The organism is Bellilinea sp. (genome assembly GCF_053501535.1).
Genome location: NZ_JBRCOK010000024.1, coordinates 1 through 21,579, shown reverse-complemented (window position 1 = coordinate 21,579; position 21,579 = coordinate 1). Strand labels below are relative to the sequence as shown.

22 protein-coding genes are annotated in these 21,579 nt (G+C 58.3%); 4 read left to right on the top strand and 18 right to left on the bottom strand.

The annotated features are described in order from the left end of the window. From ACWIZX_RS01870 to ACWIZX_RS01855, 4 genes are all read right to left on the bottom strand, one after another. Positions 1 to 1,624, bottom strand: a 1,624-nt coding sequence (locus tag ACWIZX_RS01870) for a C25 family cysteine peptidase (RefSeq protein WP_448334648.1), incomplete at its 3' end; no start/stop codon positions are given. Between the two features lie 92 nt (positions 1,625 to 1,716). Further along, positions 1,717 to 3,240: a L,D-transpeptidase family protein gene (locus tag ACWIZX_RS01865; protein ID WP_448334647.1), complete on the bottom strand. Its 1,524-nt coding sequence runs from the start codon at positions 3,238 to 3,240 to the stop codon at positions 1,717 to 1,719. Positions 3,241 to 3,285: 45 nt separating this feature from the next. Next, the gene (amrS, locus tag ACWIZX_RS01860; RefSeq protein WP_448334646.1) at positions 3,286 to 4,398 is read right to left on the bottom strand and encodes an AmmeMemoRadiSam system radical SAM enzyme; all 1,113 of its coding nucleotides are present in this window, start codon (positions 4,396 to 4,398) and stop codon (positions 3,286 to 3,288) included. A 254-nt stretch (positions 4,399 to 4,652) separates the two neighbouring features. Continuing rightward, positions 4,653 to 5,810: a uroporphyrinogen decarboxylase family protein gene (locus tag ACWIZX_RS01855; RefSeq protein ID WP_448334645.1), complete on the bottom strand. Its 1,158-nt coding sequence runs from the start codon at positions 5,808 to 5,810 to the stop codon at positions 4,653 to 4,655. 124 nt (positions 5,811 to 5,934) lie between these two features. Here ACWIZX_RS01855 and ACWIZX_RS01850 point away from each other — a divergent pair, with 124 nt between their 5' ends. Both ACWIZX_RS01850 and ACWIZX_RS01845 read left to right on the top strand, forming a co-directional pair. Beyond that, entirely contained in the window at positions 5,935 to 7,296 is a 1,362-nt protein-coding gene (locus ACWIZX_RS01850) for a sensor histidine kinase (RefSeq protein WP_448334644.1), read from the top strand. A 75-nt stretch (positions 7,297 to 7,371) separates the two neighbouring features. Next, positions 7,372 to 8,784, top strand: coding sequence for a glutaredoxin domain-containing protein (locus tag ACWIZX_RS01845; protein WP_322792100.1), 1,413 nt, complete (start codon positions 7,372 to 7,374; stop codon positions 8,782 to 8,784). A 248-nt stretch (positions 8,785 to 9,032) separates the two neighbouring features. On the opposite strand, the gene gatB is transcribed toward ACWIZX_RS01845, so the two are convergent. From gatB to ACWIZX_RS01810, 7 genes are read right to left on the bottom strand one after another with little or no spacing between them, the layout of a single operon-like run. Beyond that, complete coding sequence (gatB, locus tag ACWIZX_RS01840) at positions 9,033 to 10,487, bottom strand: Asp-tRNA(Asn)/Glu-tRNA(Gln) amidotransferase subunit GatB (protein WP_448334643.1); 1,455 nt, start codon at positions 10,485 to 10,487, stop codon at positions 9,033 to 9,035. 22 nt (positions 10,488 to 10,509) lie between these two features. Continuing rightward, positions 10,510 to 10,971, bottom strand: a complete 462-nt coding sequence (locus ACWIZX_RS01835; RefSeq protein WP_448334642.1) for a DUF4870 domain-containing protein — start codon at positions 10,969 to 10,971, stop codon at positions 10,510 to 10,512. Next, complete coding sequence (locus ACWIZX_RS01830; protein ID WP_322792097.1) at positions 10,964 to 11,437, bottom strand: DUF4870 domain-containing protein; 474 nt, start codon at positions 11,435 to 11,437, stop codon at positions 10,964 to 10,966. Before ACWIZX_RS01830 ends, ACWIZX_RS01835 begins: the two co-directional genes overlap by 8 nt. Then, on the bottom strand, positions 11,434 to 11,991 hold the full coding sequence (locus ACWIZX_RS01825) for a BglII/BstYI family type II restriction endonuclease (RefSeq protein ID WP_322792096.1): 558 nt from the start codon (positions 11,989 to 11,991) through the stop codon (positions 11,434 to 11,436). The genes ACWIZX_RS01830 and ACWIZX_RS01825 overlap by 4 nt, the downstream gene beginning before the upstream one ends. Beyond that, positions 11,975 to 12,943, bottom strand: a complete 969-nt coding sequence (locus ACWIZX_RS01820) for a DNA-methyltransferase (protein ID WP_322792095.1) — start codon at positions 12,941 to 12,943, stop codon at positions 11,975 to 11,977. Before ACWIZX_RS01820 ends, ACWIZX_RS01825 begins: the two co-directional genes overlap by 17 nt. A gap of 3 nt (positions 12,944 to 12,946) precedes the next feature. Beyond that, complete coding sequence (locus tag ACWIZX_RS01815) at positions 12,947 to 14,545, bottom strand: amidase (protein WP_322792094.1); 1,599 nt, start codon at positions 14,543 to 14,545, stop codon at positions 12,947 to 12,949. Between the two features lie 6 nt (positions 14,546 to 14,551). Next, positions 14,552 to 14,872 carry an Asp-tRNA(Asn)/Glu-tRNA(Gln) amidotransferase subunit GatC gene (locus ACWIZX_RS01810; protein ID WP_448334641.1) on the bottom strand — a complete coding sequence of 107 codons (321 nt, stop codon included), beginning with the start codon at positions 14,870 to 14,872 and terminating at the stop codon, positions 14,552 to 14,554. A 132-nt stretch (positions 14,873 to 15,004) separates the two neighbouring features. On the opposite strand from ACWIZX_RS01810, the gene ACWIZX_RS01805 reads away from it, so the two are divergent. Further along, positions 15,005 to 15,724 (top strand): glycosyltransferase family 2 protein, encoded by a 720-nt coding sequence (locus tag ACWIZX_RS01805; RefSeq protein WP_448334640.1) that lies wholly within the window; start codon positions 15,005 to 15,007, stop codon positions 15,722 to 15,724. Continuing rightward, complete coding sequence (locus tag ACWIZX_RS01800; RefSeq protein ID WP_448334639.1) at positions 15,721 to 16,731, top strand: GNAT family N-acetyltransferase; 1,011 nt, start codon at positions 15,721 to 15,723, stop codon at positions 16,729 to 16,731. The genes ACWIZX_RS01805 and ACWIZX_RS01800 overlap by 4 nt, the downstream gene beginning before the upstream one ends. Here ACWIZX_RS01800 and ACWIZX_RS01795 read toward each other — a convergent pair. From ACWIZX_RS01795 to ACWIZX_RS01765, 7 genes are all read right to left on the bottom strand, one after another. Next, the gene (locus ACWIZX_RS01795; RefSeq protein ID WP_448334638.1) at positions 16,728 to 17,243 is read right to left on the bottom strand and encodes a CRISPR-associated protein Cas4; all 516 of its coding nucleotides are present in this window, start codon (positions 17,241 to 17,243) and stop codon (positions 16,728 to 16,730) included. The two genes, ACWIZX_RS01800 and ACWIZX_RS01795, sit on opposite strands and share 4 nt — an antisense overlap. Before the next feature lie 2 nt (positions 17,244 to 17,245). After that, a complete protein-coding gene (locus ACWIZX_RS01790; RefSeq protein ID WP_448334637.1) occupies positions 17,246 to 17,491 on the bottom strand; it encodes a hypothetical protein in 246 nt (81 codons plus the stop codon). Next, on the bottom strand, positions 17,488 to 18,132 hold the full coding sequence (locus ACWIZX_RS01785) for a haloacid dehalogenase (RefSeq protein ID WP_448334636.1): 645 nt from the start codon (positions 18,130 to 18,132) through the stop codon (positions 17,488 to 17,490). Before ACWIZX_RS01785 ends, ACWIZX_RS01790 begins: the two co-directional genes overlap by 4 nt. Positions 18,133 to 18,137: 5 nt before the next feature. Further along, entirely contained in the window at positions 18,138 to 18,479 is a 342-nt protein-coding gene (locus ACWIZX_RS01780; RefSeq protein ID WP_322792314.1) for a DUF3467 domain-containing protein, read from the bottom strand. Between the two features lie 14 nt (positions 18,480 to 18,493). Further along, the gene (locus ACWIZX_RS01775) at positions 18,494 to 18,910 is read right to left on the bottom strand and encodes a single-stranded DNA-binding protein (RefSeq protein ID WP_448334635.1); all 417 of its coding nucleotides are present in this window, start codon (positions 18,908 to 18,910) and stop codon (positions 18,494 to 18,496) included. Positions 18,911 to 19,173: 263 nt separating this feature from the next. Further along, entirely contained in the window at positions 19,174 to 19,989 is an 816-nt protein-coding gene (locus ACWIZX_RS01770) for a hypothetical protein (protein ID WP_448334634.1), read from the bottom strand. Continuing rightward, entirely contained in the window at positions 19,986 to 21,281 is a 1,296-nt protein-coding gene (locus ACWIZX_RS01765; RefSeq protein ID WP_448334633.1) for an adenylosuccinate synthase, read from the bottom strand. Before ACWIZX_RS01765 ends, ACWIZX_RS01770 begins: the two co-directional genes overlap by 4 nt. Positions 21,282 to 21,579: the final 298 nt, after the last annotated feature.

Genomic DNA, 21,579 nt, shown 5'->3' with positions numbered 1-21,579 from the left:
CAACGGTCAGCACAGAAACCGCAAAGTCCCTGTCCGTCGAAATTTGCAGCTGGTAGGCAGCGGCCGATTCCACCGCCAACCATTCAAAGCGCGGCTGCAGGCTGACTCGATTTTCGCCGTTGGCGGGCAGCTGCGGCAGCGGGGTTGAAGCAGGGGCAGCCGGGTTGACCGTCAGCCGCAAGGGCCGCGCCTGCTGAACAAAGCCGTTTTTTCCGCTCACCGTCAAGGGATACTCTCCCGGCTGGACAGCGTCGGCAATGGACAGCGTCAGTACGCTGTTGCCCGGCGAGGAGGCCGGATTTGGCGAAAACACCGCGCTCACCCCCGGCGGCTGACCGCTGAGGCTGAGTGTGATGGTGAACGGGTTGGCACTGTTCAACTGCGCGTCAATTGGCAGGTTGTGACTCTGCCCGGCGCACACGGCGGCCGAGTGCGGCTGCAGGCCGAGGCTGAAGCGGCGCGGGGCATCCAGCCACAGGCGCAGGGTCGGGTCGCCCCATACGGCATACATTTCGTAATACTGCTTGACCAGAGTTTCGCCCGGCGCATAGTACCCGCCAAACGCCAGCAAGGCGGTGCGCAGGGCTTCTCCCACCGGCGGCGGAGCGGCCGGGTCCGAAAACAATGCACGGAACAGTTCCTTCTCCAGCCGTTCGTCCGCGGTGCGGGTGGTATCTGCCCCGCCAGCGATGACCGCCAGCGCACCAGAGGCGGGATGAAGCAGCCAGGTTTCGCCAAAGGAAATCTGATTGGGGCTGAGATGAGCGGTGCGGCTGGCAAAACTGACCAGCAGCGGCACGGGCGGTCCGTTCAACTGCTGCACCTGCTCGCCGGTGAAATAGGGTGAATTCCAGCCCAGCTCGCCGCCCTGACCAAAATACACCGCCAGCCCGCGCCCGGCGTTGAACGCGGCGGTTAAATCAGCAGCGGTGGCGGCATGGGTATGGGCATACAACCGGTCACCGCCCGGCTGCGTTGCATTGGGGAACTGTCCGGTGAATCCGGCGGGCAGGGTATGCGTTTGGATCATCTGGGTGTGAATTTGCTCGGCGGTCGAGTAATCCGCCGTCTCACCGCTGGCGATGAAAGCCGCCCGGCTCAACCAGGGCTGGCTGCCATCCAGCGCCTCGTAAGCCGACCATTTCGCCAGCACGCTCTGCAGCTCGGCAGCCGAATGCACCGGCAGGCGGGCATAAGCCAGATTGGGCGTGTAATCCCATGGCCCGTCCAGGGTGGTGTAGTACAAATCCGTTAGGGTGGTCAAGCCGCTGCGGCTCGGCCATGCCGGCAGCAAATCCGCATCCCCCACCAGCAGCAGAAATTGAGGCGAATGCGCCGAAACCGCCGAACGAATCTCCGTGGGAGTTTGCCCGCTTTGCGCAAGGGTTTTGAGGATGACATCAAACCCCTGGGCTTGCTTTGCGGCCACATAACCCGCCAGATGCGGCGCAAGTCCATCCGGCGCAAGGATCAGATAGCGCGGCGGGTTGGACTGCAGCGCAACCCTTGCATCGGCCATTCCGGCCGTGAAAAGCGGGCATATCATCAACCCAAGCGCGATCAGCAGCCCGTTCAGCCAGCGCCAGCCGGACCGTCTTCGTCCACCCTTCCGCCAAATGCTCATCCTCCGCCTCCGCCCCAGCGAATTCCAGCACCCGCCTTCGATTGTAGCATAAGCGGTAGAAATACGGTTATAAAAATGTGGATCAACTGACCCTATTCGCGAATCTCAACCACCACGCCGTTTTGCGCCCAGTCGTACAGCCATTCGGCGGCCGGCAGGTCGAGGATGATGCAGCCGTAAGAAACCGGCCGGCCGAGGTTGCCCGCCCACAACCGCCGCCCGCTGGAAAGGGTCGGTAAACCATGAATGCCGTTCATGAAACCCGGCCAGGCCTCATAAATCCCCAAAAAGTACGGCATGGTCAAATCCCATACTGAGGCGTAAGCCTCGGCGACATGCGTTTGCACCTGAAACACGCCCGGCTGGGTGGGCGAACGGTCAATGCCGGTGCTGATCACAAATTCGCGAATGGGCTGGCCGTTTTCCACAACGGTCATGCGCTGCGCCGAAATAGAGATCAGGATACGCTTGCCGATCACCACCGGCAGGGGCAGCAGGTCGCTGCGCGATGGAATGGTGAGGGCGCTGCCGGTCGGCAGCACATCCGGGTTGAGGCGGGGATTGGCACGCAAAATCATCCACGCCGGAATTTGAACGCGATAAGAAATGGACAGCAGCGTATCGCCCGGCTGGACGGTGTAGGTCGTCGGCGGGTGGCGCAGGATGACGGTGTAGGGCGTGCCGCTTACCCAGCGCTCGCTCAGGTTGTAGGGGTCGGGCGGCAGCCACACGCTGCGCCCGTCTGTCAGCCGCTCCTGCAAGCCTTCCAGATAGGCCGGAAAGCCGATCTCATCCAGCCTCAGGCGCGGTTCGCCGCTTTCCCAATCCAGCCGCACCCATTCCGCCAGCAGCTCGGGCGGCACATCCCACACCTCACTGCGGTCAAGGATGGGGTCATAGCCCTCCACCCGCAGCGGGCGGTTAAGCTGCTCAACCAGCGAAGGCAGGCGCGCTTCCAGATCGGCAGTGGGGGAAGGCAGCCGGCGGGTGACCAGCGTCAGCACACCGCTGCGCAGAATGACCTCAGCGTTCTGTTCCATCAACCGCACGGTGGCTTCCACATCCAGCGCGATTCCCGCTGCGCCCGGTACGGCGCGCCATTTGCCGCCTGCATAACTCAGTTGCGGAGGCTCCGGCGCGTATTCCACCAATCCGCGCCAGTTGCGTAACCGCTCCACCGCAATCGTGGGGCTGAACACCACCTGCGGGCGAATTTCCAGCGGCTGGCGGTCGAAGATCACCTGCCAGAGTTCCTGCCAGCGCCGCTCTCCCCGCCCAACCCGATAGGCCTGGCAGGCGGTGGCGGCCGGGTCCACCCACAAACCAAAGTCGAGCGGCTGAGCCTGCCAGTAACGCTCGCCGTCGGTTACCAGCAAGACCCGCTCGCGATTCCAGCGCTGGTCAACGCGCTCAGCGGCCTGCGCGTCACTCAAACCGCCGATCGGTGTATCCCCGACCATCACGCGCGGCGCAACCGGCCCGGCAAAGCGGTAATACACATACACCCCTGCCAGCAGCCAGCCGCCCAGTAAAATCAGCACGGCGGCGGTCAACCCCGCCACCAGCCAGCGCGGTATTGGTGCAATGGATGAGGTGCTGCGTTCGGCAATGTTCACAGGTTTAAGACGCCCAAACAGGGGCGGAGTTCCCTTTCTGCGCCCTCAACGCACCGGCCGCGGGAAGCCCCAGCCATGCAAACGCACCTGCTGCGGATCGGTGTGCCAGATGCCGGGAATGTGCGTTCCGCAGCGCGGACAGTTGCCCTGCGCCGTGAGGCGGTATTCGGTAACGATATAACCGCGCCGCGCCACCAGCGTTTCGCCACATTGGGGGCAGTGCGTATCTTCCAGCGAACCCACCCTGCCCGGCAGGTTGCCGGCATAAACAAAGTGCAGGCCGGCTTCCTGACCAATTTCCGCCGCTTGCAGCAGGGTGCGCGCCGAGGTGGGCGGCGGGTCAGTCATCTTGTAGTCAGGATGAAAGGCGGTCACGTGCCAGGGAATATCCGGCGAGACCGAAGCCAGAAAACGGGCCGCCTCCCACAACTCTTCCGGGCTGTCGTTGAAGCCGGGCACCACCAGCGTGACCACCTCCACCCACAAGCCCCGCTCGTGTGCGCGGCGGATGGTATCCAACACGTGCTGCAGCACACCGCCCAGTTTGCGGTACTGGCGGTCCTGCATGGTTTTGAGGTCTACCTTGTAGGCATCCAGATAGGGACGCAGGTAGTCGAGGACTTCCGGTGTGGCGTTGCCGTTGGAGACGTAGGCGCACAGCAGGCCGCGCTGTTTGGCCAGCCGGAAGATATCCACCGCCCACTCGGAGGTGATCAGCGGCTCGTTATAGGAGGAAACCACTGCCTGAGCGCCGTTGCGCAGGGCGTATTCCACCAGTTTTTCCGGTGAAATACGCAGAATGTACTCCGGGTCAATGCCGGCTTGCGGATCGCGCAGGGTTTGCGAAGTGAGCCAGTTCTGGCAGTAGCTGCAATGAAAATCGCAGCCCAACATGCCAAAAGTGAGGGCGTCGGCACCCGGCAGGACATGCGAGAAGGGCTTTTTTTCGATGGGATCCACCTGCAAAGCAGCCACATAACCCCACGGCACGCGCAGCTCGCCATCGGCGTTAAAGCGCACCTGACAGATACCGCGCCGCCCGGGTTTGATCAGACAGCGGTGGGCGCAGGCGTAACAGCGCACCGCTCCGCCTTCCAGTTTCTCGTACAATTCACCGGGGCGGGTCATTTCATCCAGTCGCTCGGCTAAGGTAACCATTTCTGTACTCTCCTTACAAACCGTTAAAAAGGTCCTCTTTCATTATACCGAAACGGTCAAGCGTATGGAACTATGGCTGACCGGCCTCCGTCTTGAAAATGGAGAACACCCTTTCACACGCCATCGCTGCGCACACCGCTGCGGGAGCCGACCCGCCGGCAGGAGGAGAAGATGGAACGGAAATTAATCGTTACGCTGATTGGTATTGAACTGATCGTGCTGGTGATGTGGCTGAGCGGCGGTTGCAGCGTAGTTTAACCATATTGAGCCAGTTCCAGGGCAGCGTCCACCATCGCCAGAATGTTTTCCGGCGGTGTTTCGTTGGGGATGGTATGGACCGAAGAAAGTAAATAACCCCCGCCCGCGCCGAGAATTTCAATGACCCGCTTGACTTCAGCCCGCACCTCTTCCACCGTGCCAAATGGCAGCACCCGCTGGGTATCTATGGCTCCGCAGAAGACCAGCCGTTCCCCATAACGCTGTTTGAGCTCCTGCAAATTCGCCATCCGTCCGGCGGTGGTCTGAATCGGGTTGAGCACCTGCACGCCAATTTCCACCAGATCATCCAGCAGCGGAAAGACATCCCCATCCGAGTGAAAGAAGATGCGTGCGCGGCTGTGCTGGCGCACCAGCGCAAACAATTCGGCATGCAGCGGCTTGAGCAGGGTGCGGTAGGTGCGCGGCGAGATGAGCAGGCTGTTCTGGGTGCCTAAATCATCCGCAAGAATGATCAGATCGAGGTATTCCCCCACCTCCCCCAAAAAGTGGGTCAGGTGGGTCTTGCACAGGTCGGTGATTTTTCGCAGCAGCGCAGCGGCAAAATCGGGTGCATCCACCAGATTGAGCAGGAAGGCCTGCATGCCCTGCAGCTGAAAGGCGCGCTCCAGCGGCGACATCAGCCACGGCGCGCCGATGATGGCAAAACGGTTTTCGGCAGCCAGACGTTCGGCTTCCGCACGCAGGTGAGCAAAGCGGGTCGGGTCGTGCATGTCCGGCCACGGGTAGCTTTCCAGATCTTCCACCCGTTGGGTATCCTTGAGCGGGTGAATGGCCGGGAAGTACACTCCCGGCTCAATCTCCGGCTGGCCAACGCCCCAATCATCCACATAGGGGCTGCCGGGCGGGCGGCTGCGGTTGCGCGCATAGGTCTCGGCGGGAAAGCGATCTTGAATGCCGCGCACATCCGAGTGCAGACGCTCCAAAACCGCCTCAGCCGGCAGCGGAGCGCCCAGTTCGGGCCAGTCATACAGCGGCTGATATTCCTGCGGCAGTCCCAAATAAGTCGTCAGGCGGCGGTAAGCGCGTTCCTGAATGCCGGTGGTCAAATCGGCGCCGATCACAATCGGCACCCGGTCGGGCACTTCGTGATTGAGGACAGCCAGCACGCGTTCGCGGGGGGTTAGGGGTGACATCAGACCTCCAATTGCCATAAAAATCACCCCAATTGTAATCTTTTTTTATGTTCCGCAAGACCCAAAACATGGTATAAAAAAATACAAACCGGCAAGGTTCTGGAACAGGGGGCTGGTTTTCCCAATGATTACACCTTTCAAACGCTTTGTGCGCATTTTTTCACCCGCTTTGCGTGTGGCTGTGTTGTATCTGCTGATCGGCGGCGGCTGGATTTTGTTTTCTGACCGGATTTTGGAAATTTTGGTGCAGGATGCAGCCGAATTGAGCCGCTGGCAGAGTGTCAAGGGGATTGGTTTTGTAATCGCCATGGCAATCATCCTGTATGCGGAACGTGCTCATGCCATCCGCTTGAGTCGGCGGCAGGAAGAATTGCTCAGCCAGCGAATTGCCCTCTTTGAGCAAGCCCCCTCCCCTTTGTGGGTGGTGGATTTGCACGACCTGCGTTTTCTGGCGGTCAACCCGGCTGCCGAACAATTTTACGGCTACAGCCGGGATGAATTCGCCGACCTGACGCTCTCTGACCTGCGCCACCCGCAGGAGCAGGCAGGAATAGCGGGGATGATTGAAGCCCTCCTTGAAGGCGGAATTTACCGTTATACCAGCCGGCACATCTGCAAGGATGGACGCGAGGTAGATGTGACCGTCACAGCCCGCACGCTGCTCTGGGAGGGCAAACTGGCAGCCGTCTTTTCGATTACCGATATTACCGAATTGCTGGATAACGAACGCGCCCTGCGCGAACTGACCCAACAGCTGGAACAGCGGGTTGCCGAACGCACGGCTGACTTGCAGCGCAAGAACCGCGAGCTGGAAACCTTTGCCTACTCGATCTCCCATGATTTGAAAGCCCCATTGCGCGGCATTGATGGATACAGCCGCTTGCTGCTGGAAGACCATGCCCAATCACTGAACGAAGAGGGACGCGAGTTTTTACACGCTATCCGGCGCGGGGCAACCCAAATGGCGCAATTGATTGATGCCCTGCTGGAATATTCCCGGCTGGAGCGGCGCAATCTGGTAGTTGGACGGGTTGAAATGCGGCCTTTGATTGAAACCCTGCTCAACGAATTTGAAAACGATATTGAATCGCGCGCCGTGCAGGTAAGCGTCAATCTGCCTTTTGACAGCGTAGATCACGACTATCCCAGTCTGTATCAGGCGCTGCACAATTTGCTGGAAAACGCGCTCAAGTTCACCCAAAAGCAGCCCCAGCCACACATTGAAATCGGCGGAGAAGAGCGCGACACCAGCCGCATCCTGTGGGTGCGGGATAACGGTATCGGCTTCGATATGCAGTACCATGATCGGATTTTCGAAATTTTCCAACGGTTGAACCACAGTGATGAATATCCCGGCACGGGGATAGGGCTGTCCATTGTCCGCAAAGCCATGGAGCGGGTCGGCGGGCGAGTTTGGGCGGTCAGCGCGCCGGGTGAAGGAGCAACTTTTTTCGTGGAAATTCCAAAACGCTCCTCCAATTTGTGATAAGATTCACATGGTATCCTGTTTACCTATCGGTATATCCCTGTATTTATGACAATACTGACTTGAGGTACCTCGATGGATAAAAAACTTCGATGGTTAAACCATTTCCCCAACCTGTGGTGGGGAATTGCGATTGGTCTGCTGGCTGTCCTGCTGAACGCCGGCGTACCTGTGCAGGCGCAGGAGCAGCCGCCGCAGGAAAACAAAGCCGTCATCTACATGTTTTGGGGCGATGGCTGCCCTCACTGCGCCGAAGCCAAGCCGTATCTGGAAGGGTTGGCGCAGCGTTATCCATGGGTAGAACTGCGCTTCTACGAGGTCTGGTATGACGAAGACAACCGCGTCTTGTTCGAAAAAATGGCGGCTGCTTACGGCTTCGAAGCCCGCTATGTGCCGACCATCTTCATCGGCACGCAGCATTGGGTGGGCTACAACAAATCCATCAACCCGGACATTGAAAAAGTGATCATGGAGTGCCGTGAACTGGGCTGCCCGGATGCCGGCGCAGGGGTGATTTTCCCTGCCCAGCCAACCTCCGCCGCCCCGCAGCCGACCCCCGCAGCCCAACCACAGGCCGAAACGCTCACCCTGCCACTGATTGGAACGGTGGACCTCAGCCGCCAGTCGCTGGCGGTCAGCACAGCCTTGATCGCCTTTGTGGACGGTTTCAACCCCTGTTCGGTGTGGGTACTGACCATGCTGCTGGCGCTGACGCTGCACACCGGTTCGCGCCGTAAAGTCGTCATCATCGGCGTCGTCTTCCTGACCGTCACGGCTGCGGTTTATGCGCTGTTCATTGCCGGGCTGTTCACCATTTTCACTTTTATCAGCTTTGTCGGCTGGATTCGGGTGGTGGTGGCGCTGGTAGCGTTGTTCTTTGCGGCGGTCAACATCAAGGATTATTTCTTTTACAAAGAAGGCCTCTCGTTCACGATTGCCGATGAAAAGAAACCCGGCATTGCGCGCGGTATCCGGCGGGTGATGGATGCCAGCCAATCCCTGTGGGGCCTGATCGGTGCGACGATTGCGCTGGCAGCCGGGGTTTCGCTGGTTGAGTTTTCCTGCACGGCGGGTTTTCCGGTTTTGTGGAGCAACCTGCTGGTTGCCAATCAGGTTGAGCCGCTGACTTTTGTGGTATTGCTGCTCCTCTACATGCTCATTTATCAAATTGACGAACTGGCAATTTTCTTTGTGGCCGTGTTCACCCTCAAGGCCAGTCGCCTGGAGGAAAAGCATGGGCGCATCCTGAAACTGATCGGCGGTGTGCTGATGCTGACCCTGGCGGTGGTGATGGTGCTCAACCCCAACCTGCTGGATGAGCTCAACACTGCGCTGATTGTCTTTGCGGCAGCGTTCGCCGTCACGGGTCTGATCCTGCTGGTGCACCGGCGCATCTTGCCGCGTTTTGGAATTTGGATTGGTACGGAAGCCCACCCGCGCCGGCGCCACACGGGCAGAAAAAGCCGGGCTTCACAACCTGAAAAATAGCCCGCCGATTAGACCAAATCAACGCCAGGACGCCAAGACGCGAAGAAAGAGAAATCCTTTGCTCATCTGCGTCTTCAGGTTATGGTGGGTTCGGGATAAGCGCAAAACCCAGATTGGGCAGAATAACCAACCCCTGCACCTCCCCCATAATCGCTGTAGCGATTATGGGGGAGGCAGGAGGGGGCTAAATATGCTCAATTTGATAGGGCAGGCGTTCGACCAATGGGTTGCAACACCGTTGCGGCGGCTCAGGATTGATGGAGCAGTTCCTCCAGAATGCGGCGTGCCAGATTTGGATCGGCTTTGCCGCCCATCTGACGCATCACCTGCCCGACAAACCAGCCGATCAGGGTCGTCTTACCGGCACGGTAGGATTCTACCTCTTTGGGATTGGCTGCCAGCACCTGCTCGCACACCACACGGATGGCGCCTTCGTCACTCACCTTCGCCAATCCTTCGCGCTCGACAATCACCTGAGGCGCTTCGCCGCTCTCTTCCACTTTTTGCAGCAGACTCTTGGCGGTGGTGGTGTTGATCGTGCCGCGCTCAGCCAGCTGGATGATCTGGGCCAGGTAGGCCGGTGTCAGGCGCAGTTCTGCGGCGCTTTTACCGCTCTCGTTGATCATCCGCAGCACATCATTCATCAGGTAGTTGGAAACCTTCTTCGGGTCGCCGCCAAAGGCTTTGACGGCTGCTTCAAAATAATCGGATAAACTGCGCTCGCCGGTAAGGATATCGGCGTCATATTCCGGCAGCCCGTACTGTTCAACGAAGCGCGCCCGCCGTTCAAGCGGCAGTTCCGGCAGGCGGGATAGAATGGACTGCTTCCATTGCTCATCCAGACGCAGCGGTAGTAAATCCGGTTCGCGGAAGTAGCGGTAATCGGCTTCGGTTTCTTTGGAGCGCATCTTACGCAGCACGCTGGCATCTTCGTCCCATTCCAGCGTCCAGGCTTCAATGCGCCGTCCGGCTTCCATCTCGCGCGCCTGCCGTTCAATTTCCTTCTCAATGGCATCCCGAACCGCCTCAATCGAGTTCACATTTTTGATTTCAGTCTTGGGGTTGAGGTAGTCCGCCCCCTTAGGACGGATGGACACATTCGCATCACAGCGCAGGTGACCCTTTTCCATGTCGGCTTCCGAAACACCCAGCCAGCGCAGCAACTGACGCAGGCGAATCAGGTACTGGGCGGCTTCATCGGCGGAACGCAGATCCGGTGCGGTGACCATCTCAATCAGCGGCACACCGCAGCGGTTGAAGTCAATCCAGCGGCGGTTGCCGACATTTTTGGTCTTGCCGGCATCCTCTTCCAGATGCAATTTTTGAATATTGACCCGCCGCACGTAGGCCGTCTTGCCGGCAGCTGCCGGCACCGGCACATCCATCCAACCGCCAAAGGCCAGCGATTGATCGTATTGCGAGATCTGGTAACCTTTGGGCAGGTCGGGGTAAAAATAATTCTTGCGGTCGAAGTAAGAAAGCGGACGAAGTTCGGCGTGCATGGCGGCTGCCAGCAGCACCCCTTTTTCGACGGCTGCGCGGTTGAGTACCGGCAGCACGCCCGGCATTCCGGTACACACCGGACAGATGTTGGTGTTCGGCGGGTCGTTCCACGAATCGGCTTTGCAGGAGCAGAAAATCTTGGTGGTAGTGTTGAGTTGAATGTGGGTTTCTAACCCGATGACGGCTTCGTATTCGGTCATTAAGAACCTCGCAAGAATGGATTCAGCGGCGGGTGGTCAAGCTTTCGGTTAATTTCCCAATTAACGGATAGCGATACTCTTTGCCGCGCAGCGTACGGAGCGCAGCCAAAGCTGCCAGCATATAATACACAAAGGTCGCCGCAATCACCAGCAGAATCATTCCAAAAAACAGGAGTAAAAACGGCACCAGCAGGATCGGCACGCGGTCACCCCAGCCGGTTTCACTGAGCGCAATCAGCGGCAGAACGAAAACGAAATAGGCGCCTGCCAGCCCAAAGCTGACCAGATAGTAAAGCGCAAGGGCAACCCCTTGAAAGAGCAGGGCCTGCAAAGCCTGAAAACGCAGCAGCGGGCTGCGCGCCTTTTGGGTCAGCCAGATAATCAACGCCATCAGCATCCCAAAGAAGGGCGCAAACGCACCTAGATGGCAAAGGGCCGCAACCAGGCGGTCTTCGGAATCGTTTGCCAGAGTTTCTTCAGTCATGCTGGACTTTCTCCTTTTTGGAAGAACGGTGCAGCAACTTTTCCAGCCAACCGCCCAGCAGCGGATAGCGGAAATTGCTGCCGTTCAGACAGGCGATGGCGGCAATGATGCCCAAAACCACCCCCAGACCCATCAGCACCAGCAGGAAAGCGAAAAACACAAATTCAGAGATGGACAGAATGATGAAAGGCGTTTGGCTTTGGAGATAAAGGGCAACAATGGCGGTCGTCAGCGAAATCGCTATAAACAATAACCCCAGCAACACCCCCAGCACAACCCAAACCAGCAGCAGAATCACCTGATAGGTCAGCGCCTGAAGGGACTGGAAACGCAGAAAATCCGATTTCTCACGTCGGGTTACCCATACGATTAACGGGGCAAATAACCCCAGGGTAGGAATCAGAACAGCAGCATGAGAAAGAGCCGCCAGCCAGCGCTCATCGGAAGAAAGGTTATTCTGGCTCATCCTTGTACCTCTTCAGCATCAATCAACAGAACCAAAACCGGAACAGCGGGGAAGTGTCTTCGCAGCCGTTCGATATCGAATATCAGCTGCTCTCCATAGGACACACCCGAAGACATCTGACGGTGAAGGTGATGACATGGGACAATCTCTACACCAACCTGAGCTTTGTTTTCATTATAGAAGTATTGGAACTTTGCCAGATCATAAAACATGAAAGGATATTTTCCAAATTGCACTTCAATAAGAACCTGTTCTTTCCAAAAATCAATGGATTTGTAGGCATTTGCGATCTTGATGGGACTGTCAGGCAATTCGATGGTGTATTGATCGCGTAATTCTCGATAACCCAGTTCGTGAAAACGCTGTCGAAATTGGCGATTCATTTCAACCGGTGAGAACAGCCGCTGCCCCTGTTTGTTCTTTTCAAGACTGAACTTACTCCTGACCGCACCTACTTTTTGAATAACCGAATTTATCTCCTCTCGAATTTTGGGGAAACGAACCTGGAGGATTTCACCACCCCCAAGATGGGAATACTCATAAATGATTTTCATGGTCTGTTTGACTCTCCAGATAAGAGGTGCGGTTTTCCAGTAAACTCGCTTGCTGGGGCTGCCCAATTTCAACATAGACTGGTGGAACAACATCATTTTTTCCTTGCGGATCAAACACCTGTCTTTCCATTGGCCGGATGCGCAATCGGCCCTCCTCTGCCAGCCTGATTCTCTGGCGGGCAATTTCAATATATTCAGGCATTATTTCAGCCCCAACCACTCGTCGCTGGTGTATCAGTGCTGCAATTGCAGTCGAACCAACTCCCATAAATGGATCAAAAACCCAATCATCCGGCTTAGTCATCGCCAGCACCAGACGTTCAACCAATTCAACTGGAAATTGACATGGGTGAATGGTTTTTTCTACATGATTCGCCTTCACATTGGGAATTTCCCAAACATCCGAAGGATTTTTACCCAACGGATTGCCCGACAGCTGTCCTTTCTTCGGGCCCTTGAAGTATTTCTTTGTGGGGTATCGTTGCGGCACCCGCACAGCATCCAGATTAAAAAGGTAGTCATCCCCTTTTGTGAACCACAGGATCACCTCATAACGGCCTGAGAAACGACGGGAAGCATGTAGTCCATGCCCGAAATGCCAGACAATACGATTGCGCAGCTTAAGACCAAAGGACTTGAACAAAGGATAAAGCACAATATCCAAGGGGATTATTTCACCGTCTTTTTTGACATGATTTCCCACCTGCCAGCAAATACTACCCTCTTCACTTAAAACTCGTACACATTCCTTAACTACCGCTTCCTGTTGTTCCAGATATACATCCATATCAAGACGCGGTTCGTAGGGCTTGCCAAGGTTATAGGGAGGTGAAGTGACTACCAGCTGAATACGCCCATCCGGTATCGAACGAAGTAAATCCAGTGTATCTCCGTGGTAAAGTACACACTCAGCTTCTTCGCGAAACGTTTCGCAAATTTCTATCTTTCCCATCGTTCACCCCGCCAGATTTCTCAAAACCTGTGGTTTCAGTTTGCGCCACGGCTCGCTCTCGGTAGCCAGCTCCAGCGCGCGGGCAATGCGCAGCAGCACCGGTTCGCTGAAATCGGCGCCCAGCAGCTGCACACCAATCGGCAGGCCGTGCTCATCCAGCCCAAACGGCAGCGAAACGCCCGGCACCCCGGCATGATTGGCCGGCACGGTCAACTGATCGGCATACTGCATCAAAACCGAATCGCCGTACACTGCGCCGATCTCAAAAGCAGTCGTGGGAGTAGTCGGCGTCAACAGGGCATGCAGACGATACTTCCCTTCCGGGTCAAAGGCTTGTTCAAAATCACGGCGGATGAGGGTGCGCACCCGCAAAGCGCGCCGGTAATACTGCGCCGAATACTGCGCCGCGCTCACATACATCCCCATCAGAATGCGCAATTTGGGCTGCAGGCCAAAACCCTCGTTGCGCGTCTTGCGATACAGGTCGCGCAGATCACTGACCGGCTGCGGTGTGCGGTAGCCGTATTTGACCCCATCGTAACGGTGCAGATTCGAGGCTGCTTCCACCCGGCTGATGACAAAATAAGCCGGAATGCCGTAACGGGTGTTGGGCATGGGGACATCCTCGATGATTTCCGCGCCCATTGAAGCCAGCACCCCGGCGGCGTAGCGCACGCGCGCTTCGATCTCGGCGGGCAGTTCCTGCTGGCGGTATTCACCGCTGTGCGCGTCCGGGAAGGTGATCTGAAAATAATCCGGCGAAAGCCCGATTCGCAATCCACGCACGCCTTCTTCGAGCGCGGCCAGATAATCCGGCACGGGCAGATTGGCGGTGGTCGAATCGCGCGCATCCGGCCCGGCGATGGCCTGAAGCATCAGCGCGGCATCCACCACATTGCGCGCCAGCGGACCGGGGCAGTCCAGCGAGGAGCCGAAGGCGATCAACCCGTAACGCGAAACCCGCCCGTAAGTCGGCTTGACACCCACCACACCGCAAAAAGCCGCCGGCTGACGGATGGAACCGGCTGTATCGGTGCCGAGCGAGAGGGGCGCTTCACCGGCTGCCACCGAGGCAGCCGAACCGCCCGATGAGCCGCCGGGAACATAGGCCGGGTTCCACGGGTTGCGCGGCGCCGGCTGAAAAGCGCTGGATTCGTTCGACGAACCGTAGGTAAACTCGTCCAGATTGACCTTGCCGAGCAGCACCGCACCGGCTGCTTCCATGCGCTCCACCGGTGTGGCCGTATAGGGGGCAACAAAGTTTGCCAGAATACGCGAAGCAGCCGTAGATGGGGTGCCGCGCACGCAGAAAATATCCTTGACGGTGAAGGGAATGCCGGCCAGCGGGCCGGGGTCTTCGCCGGCAGCCAGTTTGCGGTCAATCGCGTTGGCCTGCGCCAGGGCGCGCTTCTTGGTCAGGGTGATAAAGGCGTGGACTTTTTCTTCATCTTCGGGGGTGGGCTGCCCGCCGTCCAGCTGACCGGGGCGGCCGTCCACCTTTTCAATTCGCTGCAGGCAGGACTGGGTAATTTCCAGCGCGGAAACCTGTTTCTGACGCAGCAACAGACTCAATTCGTAAGCAGGCAGGTCACAAAGTTCCATGGGGCATCATTCCAGCGTGGTATGGGGAATATCGGGGACGACCACATAACCGGCTTCGCTCTCCGGCGCCTGAGCGATGATTTCCTGCGGGTCGGGGTAGGGCTGCCACTCGTCAGCACGCGGCGGCTGGCTGATTTGGGGCGGATAGGGTACACCGTGCGAGGTAATCGGCAGGTCATCCTCCAGCGGGATGGCTTCCAGCTCGTGAATGGCGCTCAACTGGGCGTTCAACTCGCGGCGCAGGTATTCGGCCTGCTGTTCGTCCAGTTCCAGCGCAGCCAGATCAACCAGATGAGCAAAGGTCTGCGGGTCAATTCGATCGGTCATGATAGTCCTTCCTCAGCATCGTCAAGTTTGCTTTAATCCTATCATAATTCCGTCGGGAGATGGAAACGTGGCGGAGAAAACCGGCAAGCATCAGTAGCCTCTCTGAGGCGGGCTTATGATAAAATTGATTACGTGCAAATTTCATCCGCGCAACCCTCTGCCTCCGCCGCAGTATTGGCGCTGATACCGGCGTACAACGAAGCAGCGCACATCGGCGGGGTGGTCAGGGCAGCCCGCCAGTACCTGCCCGTACTGGTGATAGACGATGGTTCGACGGATGATACTGCCGCGCAGGCCAGCGCTGCCGGCGCACAGGTACTGGTGCAGCAGCCCAATCAGGGCAAGGGCGCTGCTCTGCTGCGCGGCCTTTCTGCTGCGCTGGAACAGGGGACGCAGGCCGTCATCACCCTGGATGCCGACGGACAGCACGACCCGGCTGAAATACCGGCTTTCCTTGAGCGCTGGACACTCACCGGCGCGGATTTGATCATCGGCAGGCGCAACTTTCGGCAAATGCCGGCCGTGCGCCGGCTGAGCAACACGCTCGGAACGGCACTCTTTTCATGGGCAGCCGGACAGCCCATCCCCGACAACCAGTCCGGTTACCGCCTGATCAGCCGCAAATTGATGCGCCTGCTGGTGGAACAGCCCGGCCGTGAACGCGGGTTTGAGTTTGAGGTGGAAATGATTGTGCGCTGCATTCAGCACAATTTGAAAATGGATTGGGTGGACATCCGCACCATTTACGCCGATGAAAAGAGTCATATCCGCCCACTGGCGCATCTGGCTGGTTTCTTGCAGGTTTGCTGGCGGACGCATAAAATTTTAAGTGAGCGGGAAAGGAAGGCATGAGAAGCGATTTATCTCTTCGCCCGGCGAACGAACGGGATGCTGACTTTCTGTGGCAGCTGCACTGCGCTGCCCTGAAGCCCTACATTCAGCAGACGTGGGGATGGGACGAGGAATTCCAATACCGCTATTTCCGGGAACATTTCAACCCGCAGCACAGCCACATCATCCGCTACATGGGTGCAGAAATCGGCGTTCTGACGCTGGAAGAAACCCCGCTGGGAATCACCCTCTCGAATATCGAGATTCTGCCGCAGTATCAGGGGCTGGGCATCGGCACGGCGCTGATACGCGAAGTGCTGGAAAGAGCTGCCAGCCGCGGCTTGCCGGTCAGCCTGCGGGTATTGAAGATCAACCCCGCCTGTCAGCTGTACCTGCGGCTGGGCTTTGTCATCGTCGGCGAAACCGACACCCATTACTGGATGCGCCGTGAAGGCGCACCGCGCACCTTCCTGCCGGAGCGCTGGGAAACCGAATCCTGCTTCCTGCATCTGGCAGATGAGCGCTTTCTGGAACAATTGACCCTGATTTTGAGCGAAAATCAGGAAATTTTACGCGAGATGGGGCAGTTACTACCGCCGCACGAGCAGGCGTTGCAGGCACTGCGTCACAGTGTGCTGCCGCCCGGCGGGGTGGCATGGCGCGAATCGCTTTACCTGATTCGCGATCTGGAAAGCCGCGATACGATTGGTTTTCTGGCGGTTTACTTTGGCTACCCTGCCCCGGATACCATGTACATTGGCAGCCTGTACCTGCGTCCGGTCTTTCAGGGGCGGGGTTTTGGGCGTGAAATTGTCCGCCATCTGGAAGCCCACGCCAAACAGATTGGTTTCCGCGAAGCGCGCATCAAGGTAGGCTTGAAAAACTGGCGCGCCCTGCGTTTCTGGACATCTTGCGGATACAGCCGCATCACCCGCATCCGCGGCGGAGAAAACGGTGAAAACAAACCGGCTGCGGTTGAGCTGCAAAAGCCGCTCAACGGCGAAACGCGGAACGAGATAAAGCCCTAATCCAACCGCTGGTTGCACTGACTGCGAAAGCCGCAGCCGGCGCAGCGCGCCGGCGAATCGTGTGAACGAGGTTGTTCCCGGCCGCCGGCAGCATGAATCTCCTCAATCAGCGCCAGCAGTTCCGCCTCGGCCTGCGGCGTGTAATCCACGGCAAAGGTGCGGTTGCGGTAGCGTAAAATGCCGTAGGGCGGGCGCACCCCCAGCGAGCGTTCCACCAGCCGGCAGTAGGCCATCAACTGAAAGACATGCCCGGGGTGGGGTTCGGACGGCGCCCACCCGCTCTTGACTTCCACCGGGATGACAGCCCCGCCATCTTTGACGAGGTAATCCGGTTTGCCGGTCAGCAGGGTGTCGGGGTCGAAAAGCGGTCGTTCCGGTTCACCGATGATGTTCGGGTCGCTGTACAGCACCCGCCCGGGCGGCAAACCGCTGCGCCGCTGCTGGCGCGCCCCCAGCCACAGCAGCGCCAGGCCGCCCAGCACAAAAACCAGCGCAGCCCACCACACCCACATGCTTAATTCAATACCGTCAGGGTCAGCCCCACAGCAACCGCCATCAGCGCGGCTGCCAGCAGCGCCCAGCCCAGCAAACGCAGCAAACGGGCTGCCAGCACCGTGCGGGCATGCGCCTGATGGGTGAAAGTACCCTCCAGCATGGCCGATTCGTTTTCGGAGACCAGCCCCTGCCGCTGGTACCACCAGGCTCGTTTACAATACAGAAACGCGCCGATTTCGGAAGCGCGCAGTACACTGCGTTTCATGGATGCGGATCGTTCGGCAAGCGGTTCGAGGCACGTTCCAGCGCCTTTTGAAGACGCTCCTCACGCAGGCTGAGGGTCAAATCGGCACGGGTGCGTTCGACAATCCCGCGTACCAGATCGGTCTGGCGGCGCAGCCCGCCGGTGAGCGCATCCGGGTAATCTACCGTGACCAGCAGATTGTAGATTTCATCCATCCAGCCCAGCAGCCGCTCGGCTTCCTCCGAATAGCCCTGCCGTAAAATATCCAGACAGCGCCGACGCAATTCCCCGGTCACCTCTGCCATGCCGTTCAGATAGGTGTTGTATTCCACACCCAGCGTTTCCGGTGAGGGCAGCGGGGTATCCTCGATGATACACAAGGTCAGACTGGCTTCGACATATTCTTTCAGGGCATCCTGCGTGTATCCCGCATAGAGCAGAAGCGGAAAGTCCGCCAGCAGACGCTGTAGCCCGGCAGCAATGTCTGCCGCTTCCTGCAAATTTTGGCGGGCGGTTTCCATTTCGCTGCGGTGAATGGCGCGAATGGTATTTGCGCACAGACGGGTCAACTGGCGCGCCTGAAGCAGCGCCTGCTCACGCGCCTGATTGAGCGTTTCGAAAGTCTGATGCACCCGGCTGTTGAGTTCGCTTAAATCGGGCATGGGGGTTACTCTCCCTGCGGGGGCGGGTTCGGATCGGTGGGATGAATGCGTCGAAAGAGGTCGCCCGCCAAACCGGGATCACCCTGCGGTATTTGAATTTCGCCAAAACTGGCTTCGTAGCGCGCCAGATTTTCAGCAAAAGCGCGCAGAAATAACTTGGCGCCGACCGGCGACATGACAATGCGCGAGCGGATCAGGTTGCGCATCTGGGCGGGCAGCACCTGAACAAAATCCAGCACAAAATCGGTTGGTGTGTGGCTGATGCGCACCACATTGCTGTAAAAGGGAGCCAGGTCATCGGGCAGTTCCATCGGAATACCCGCCGGCGGACGATTGGGTGTGGTCATGGCTGCTGCCCCCTCTAGAAGGGGATGTCCTCGCCGGCATCCACTTCCGGCAGGTCTTCACCGCCCACTTCACCTTCCATCTCGCCGCGCGTAGAAAGGAAGCGCACTGTTGTTGCGGTAACATCATATGAAGCGCCGCTGCTGCCATCGCTGCGCGTCCAGACCCGCGGCCCGCCTGAGTTGGGATCGGGGGTCAGCCGGCCTTCTATTAATACCTTACTGCCTTTGCGCAGATATTGATTGCACACTTCTGCCTGTTTTCCCCATACCGACACGCGGAACCAGATGGTTTCTTTGACTTTCTGTCCGTTTTGGTTGGTGTACTGGCGGTTGCTGGCCACGTTGAAACTGGTAACCGGCTGACCGGTGGGGGTATAGCGCATTTCCGGGTCGCGTCCCAGATTGCCAATTAAGATTATGGTATGGAACATGGTCTCTCCTGAGTGTAAATGGAAGAATTAGCGAGAGTGCTTAAATGTATTGTACACGAAAAGCGTTTTTCAAAAGGGATTACAGGGCCTCTTTAACGTCAGTTTGGTCTAAATCCTCCTGCCATCCAATACCACATTTTTTTGGCCCCCTCCTGCGCATCGGGTGGGAGTTGGTTACGCCGCTGGCAAGGTTTTGCCCTTATACCAAACGCTCGTTAAACCTGCCAACTGGAATTCCCCCCTCTCTTTCTACCCAAACCGCCTTACGGCGCCGGCGGTACGGGTGTTGAGGTGGGAATCTGCCTCTGGTCGAGCGACCAGACCTGCAAATTATCAAAGCTGACCGTGAGCGGCGGCTCGCCGGCGGCGCGCACGAATACCCCTACTGCGCCTTCACTCCACACCGGGTCACGCGCGGCAAAGAGTTCCAGGTCATTGACGAAGAAACGCATCTCCCTGCCGAACATCCACACCCCCAGCCGGTTTTCGGCCAGCGCGCCGGCCTGAATGCGGGGCGATTCGACCCAGTCCTGCACAATGACGAACGCGCCCTGCTGCACACGTTCCAGCCGCGAACGCCCGTCACAGGTGATTACCCAGCGGTAGTAATTCCACTCATCCGCTGCCCGCAGCAGCAAACCATATTGATCCTCCGCCTGACACAGGCTGACGCGGGCGGTCATTTCCAGAAAAAAATCACCGAAAGCGGGGGTGCGCCGCAGCGAAACCAGATAGGCGCGGCGGCTGGCAACCGCCAGGGTCAGTTCATCCACCCCGTAAGCAATGCTGCCGGCCGTCGTGCGGCTGGTCATCCAACCCTCACGCGCGCTGAAATCATCCTCCAGCAGAATTTCATCTTTGCCCAGTTGCGGGGTTGGGGTAGGGAGGATTTGCTGCGCAGGCAGCGGTGTGCGGGTGGGGGTCGGCGGGAACCAGACAATGGTGGGCGTATGGGTGGGCGTGGGTTGTGAGGTCGGGGTTTCCAAAACCGGCGCGCTCTGCCCGCCGGCCGGCAGACAGGCAGACAGTGCCCCCGCCAGCAGCAGCACAGCAGCAATCCAGCGGCGCACCTGCCTCACAGCGGAACGTCCACCACCTGCTCGCGCTCCGGGCCAACCGAAAGACGGCGCACCGGCACACCGCAAAATTCACTCAGCCGCTGCGCATAAACCCGCGCTGCTTCGGGCAGTTCCTGCCAGCGGCGCACCGAGGTAATTTCTTCTTCCCAACCCGCCAGTTCTTCGTAAACCGGCTCGTAAGGAGTCAGGTTGGCCGGGCCCAGCGGCAGTTCGTGCACCACCTGACTGCCCTGCTGGTAAGCGGTGCACAGGCGCAAATTGGTCAAACCGCTGAGGATGTCCATCTTGGTCACCATCAATTCGGTCACGCCGTTGACACGCAGGGCATACCGCAGCAACACCCCATCCAGCCAGCCGACTCGCCGCGGGCGTCCGGTGGTGGTGCCAAATTCATCCCAGGGGTTTTTGCCACTGCCGCGCAGACGTTCGGCGGTTTTGCCGAACACCTCGGTGGGGAATGGCCCCGCTCCAACCCGGGTCTGGAAGGATTTGGTCACGCCGATGACGCGCTCAACCGGCACAATGCCCACCCCCAACCCCACCAGCGCCCCGGCTGCCGTGGCATAGGAACTGGTTACATAGGGATAGGTACCGTGATCCAGATCGAGCAGGGTGCCCTGCGCGCCTTCCGCCAGCACGCGTTTGCCCTGCTGCAAAGCCCGATAAACCAGCTCGCCGGTATCGGTAATGTACGGCGCCAGCTGCAAAGCCAGTTTGGCGTATTCGCGCGCCACCGCGTTTTCATCCAGCGGGTCAGCCCGATAGAGTTTGACCAGCATAGTGTTGATCTCTTCGACATGCTGTTTCATTTTTTTATAGAAGGACGAGGCGTCCAGCATGTCCTCCATGCGCAGGCCGTTGCGGGAAGTCTTGCCGGTGTAGGCCGGCCCAATTCCCCTGCCGGTGGTGCCAATCTGGGCCTGTCCGCGCGCGGCTTCCTGCGCGGCATCCAGGGCGCGGTGCGCCGGGGTGATCAGATGGGCAGCGTGAGAAATGCGCAGCCGTTCCGGGTTGGCCGCCACACCGGCAGCCTGCAACATTTCCACTTCATTGACAAAGGTGACCGGGTTGATGACCATACCGTTGCCCATCACCCCAATGGTGTGTGGATGAATGATACCGGAAGGAATCAGGTGCAGCTTAAAGGTGCGGCTGCCCACCGTCACCGTATGACCGGCATTGTCGCCGCCGTTGAAGCGCGCCACAACATCGGCTTTTGCAGCCAGCAAATCCACAATCCGTCCTTTACCCTCATCCCCCCATTGTGTGCCGATGACAATTTCTAATGGCATACCCGATTCCCTCCGCAGGAAGTGAACCCATGAATGGTTTGTTCCAAAACGATTATACTGCGTTCACCGACACGTTTTTAGTGACAGTTATCCTGACCTGCGCTTTGGAATCGCTGAAATTTTAATAAAAATTACCTCAGTTCGGGATAAATCCTCTTCCTATTCCTTTGAGGATGTTTGACCCCCACCTGCACCTTCCCCTAAATCGCTGGGGCGATTTAGGGGGAGGCGGGAGGGGGTAATTGCTTTACTTGCGGGTTTTGAATTTATCCCGAATTCACGTTAATTTAAATTTCCG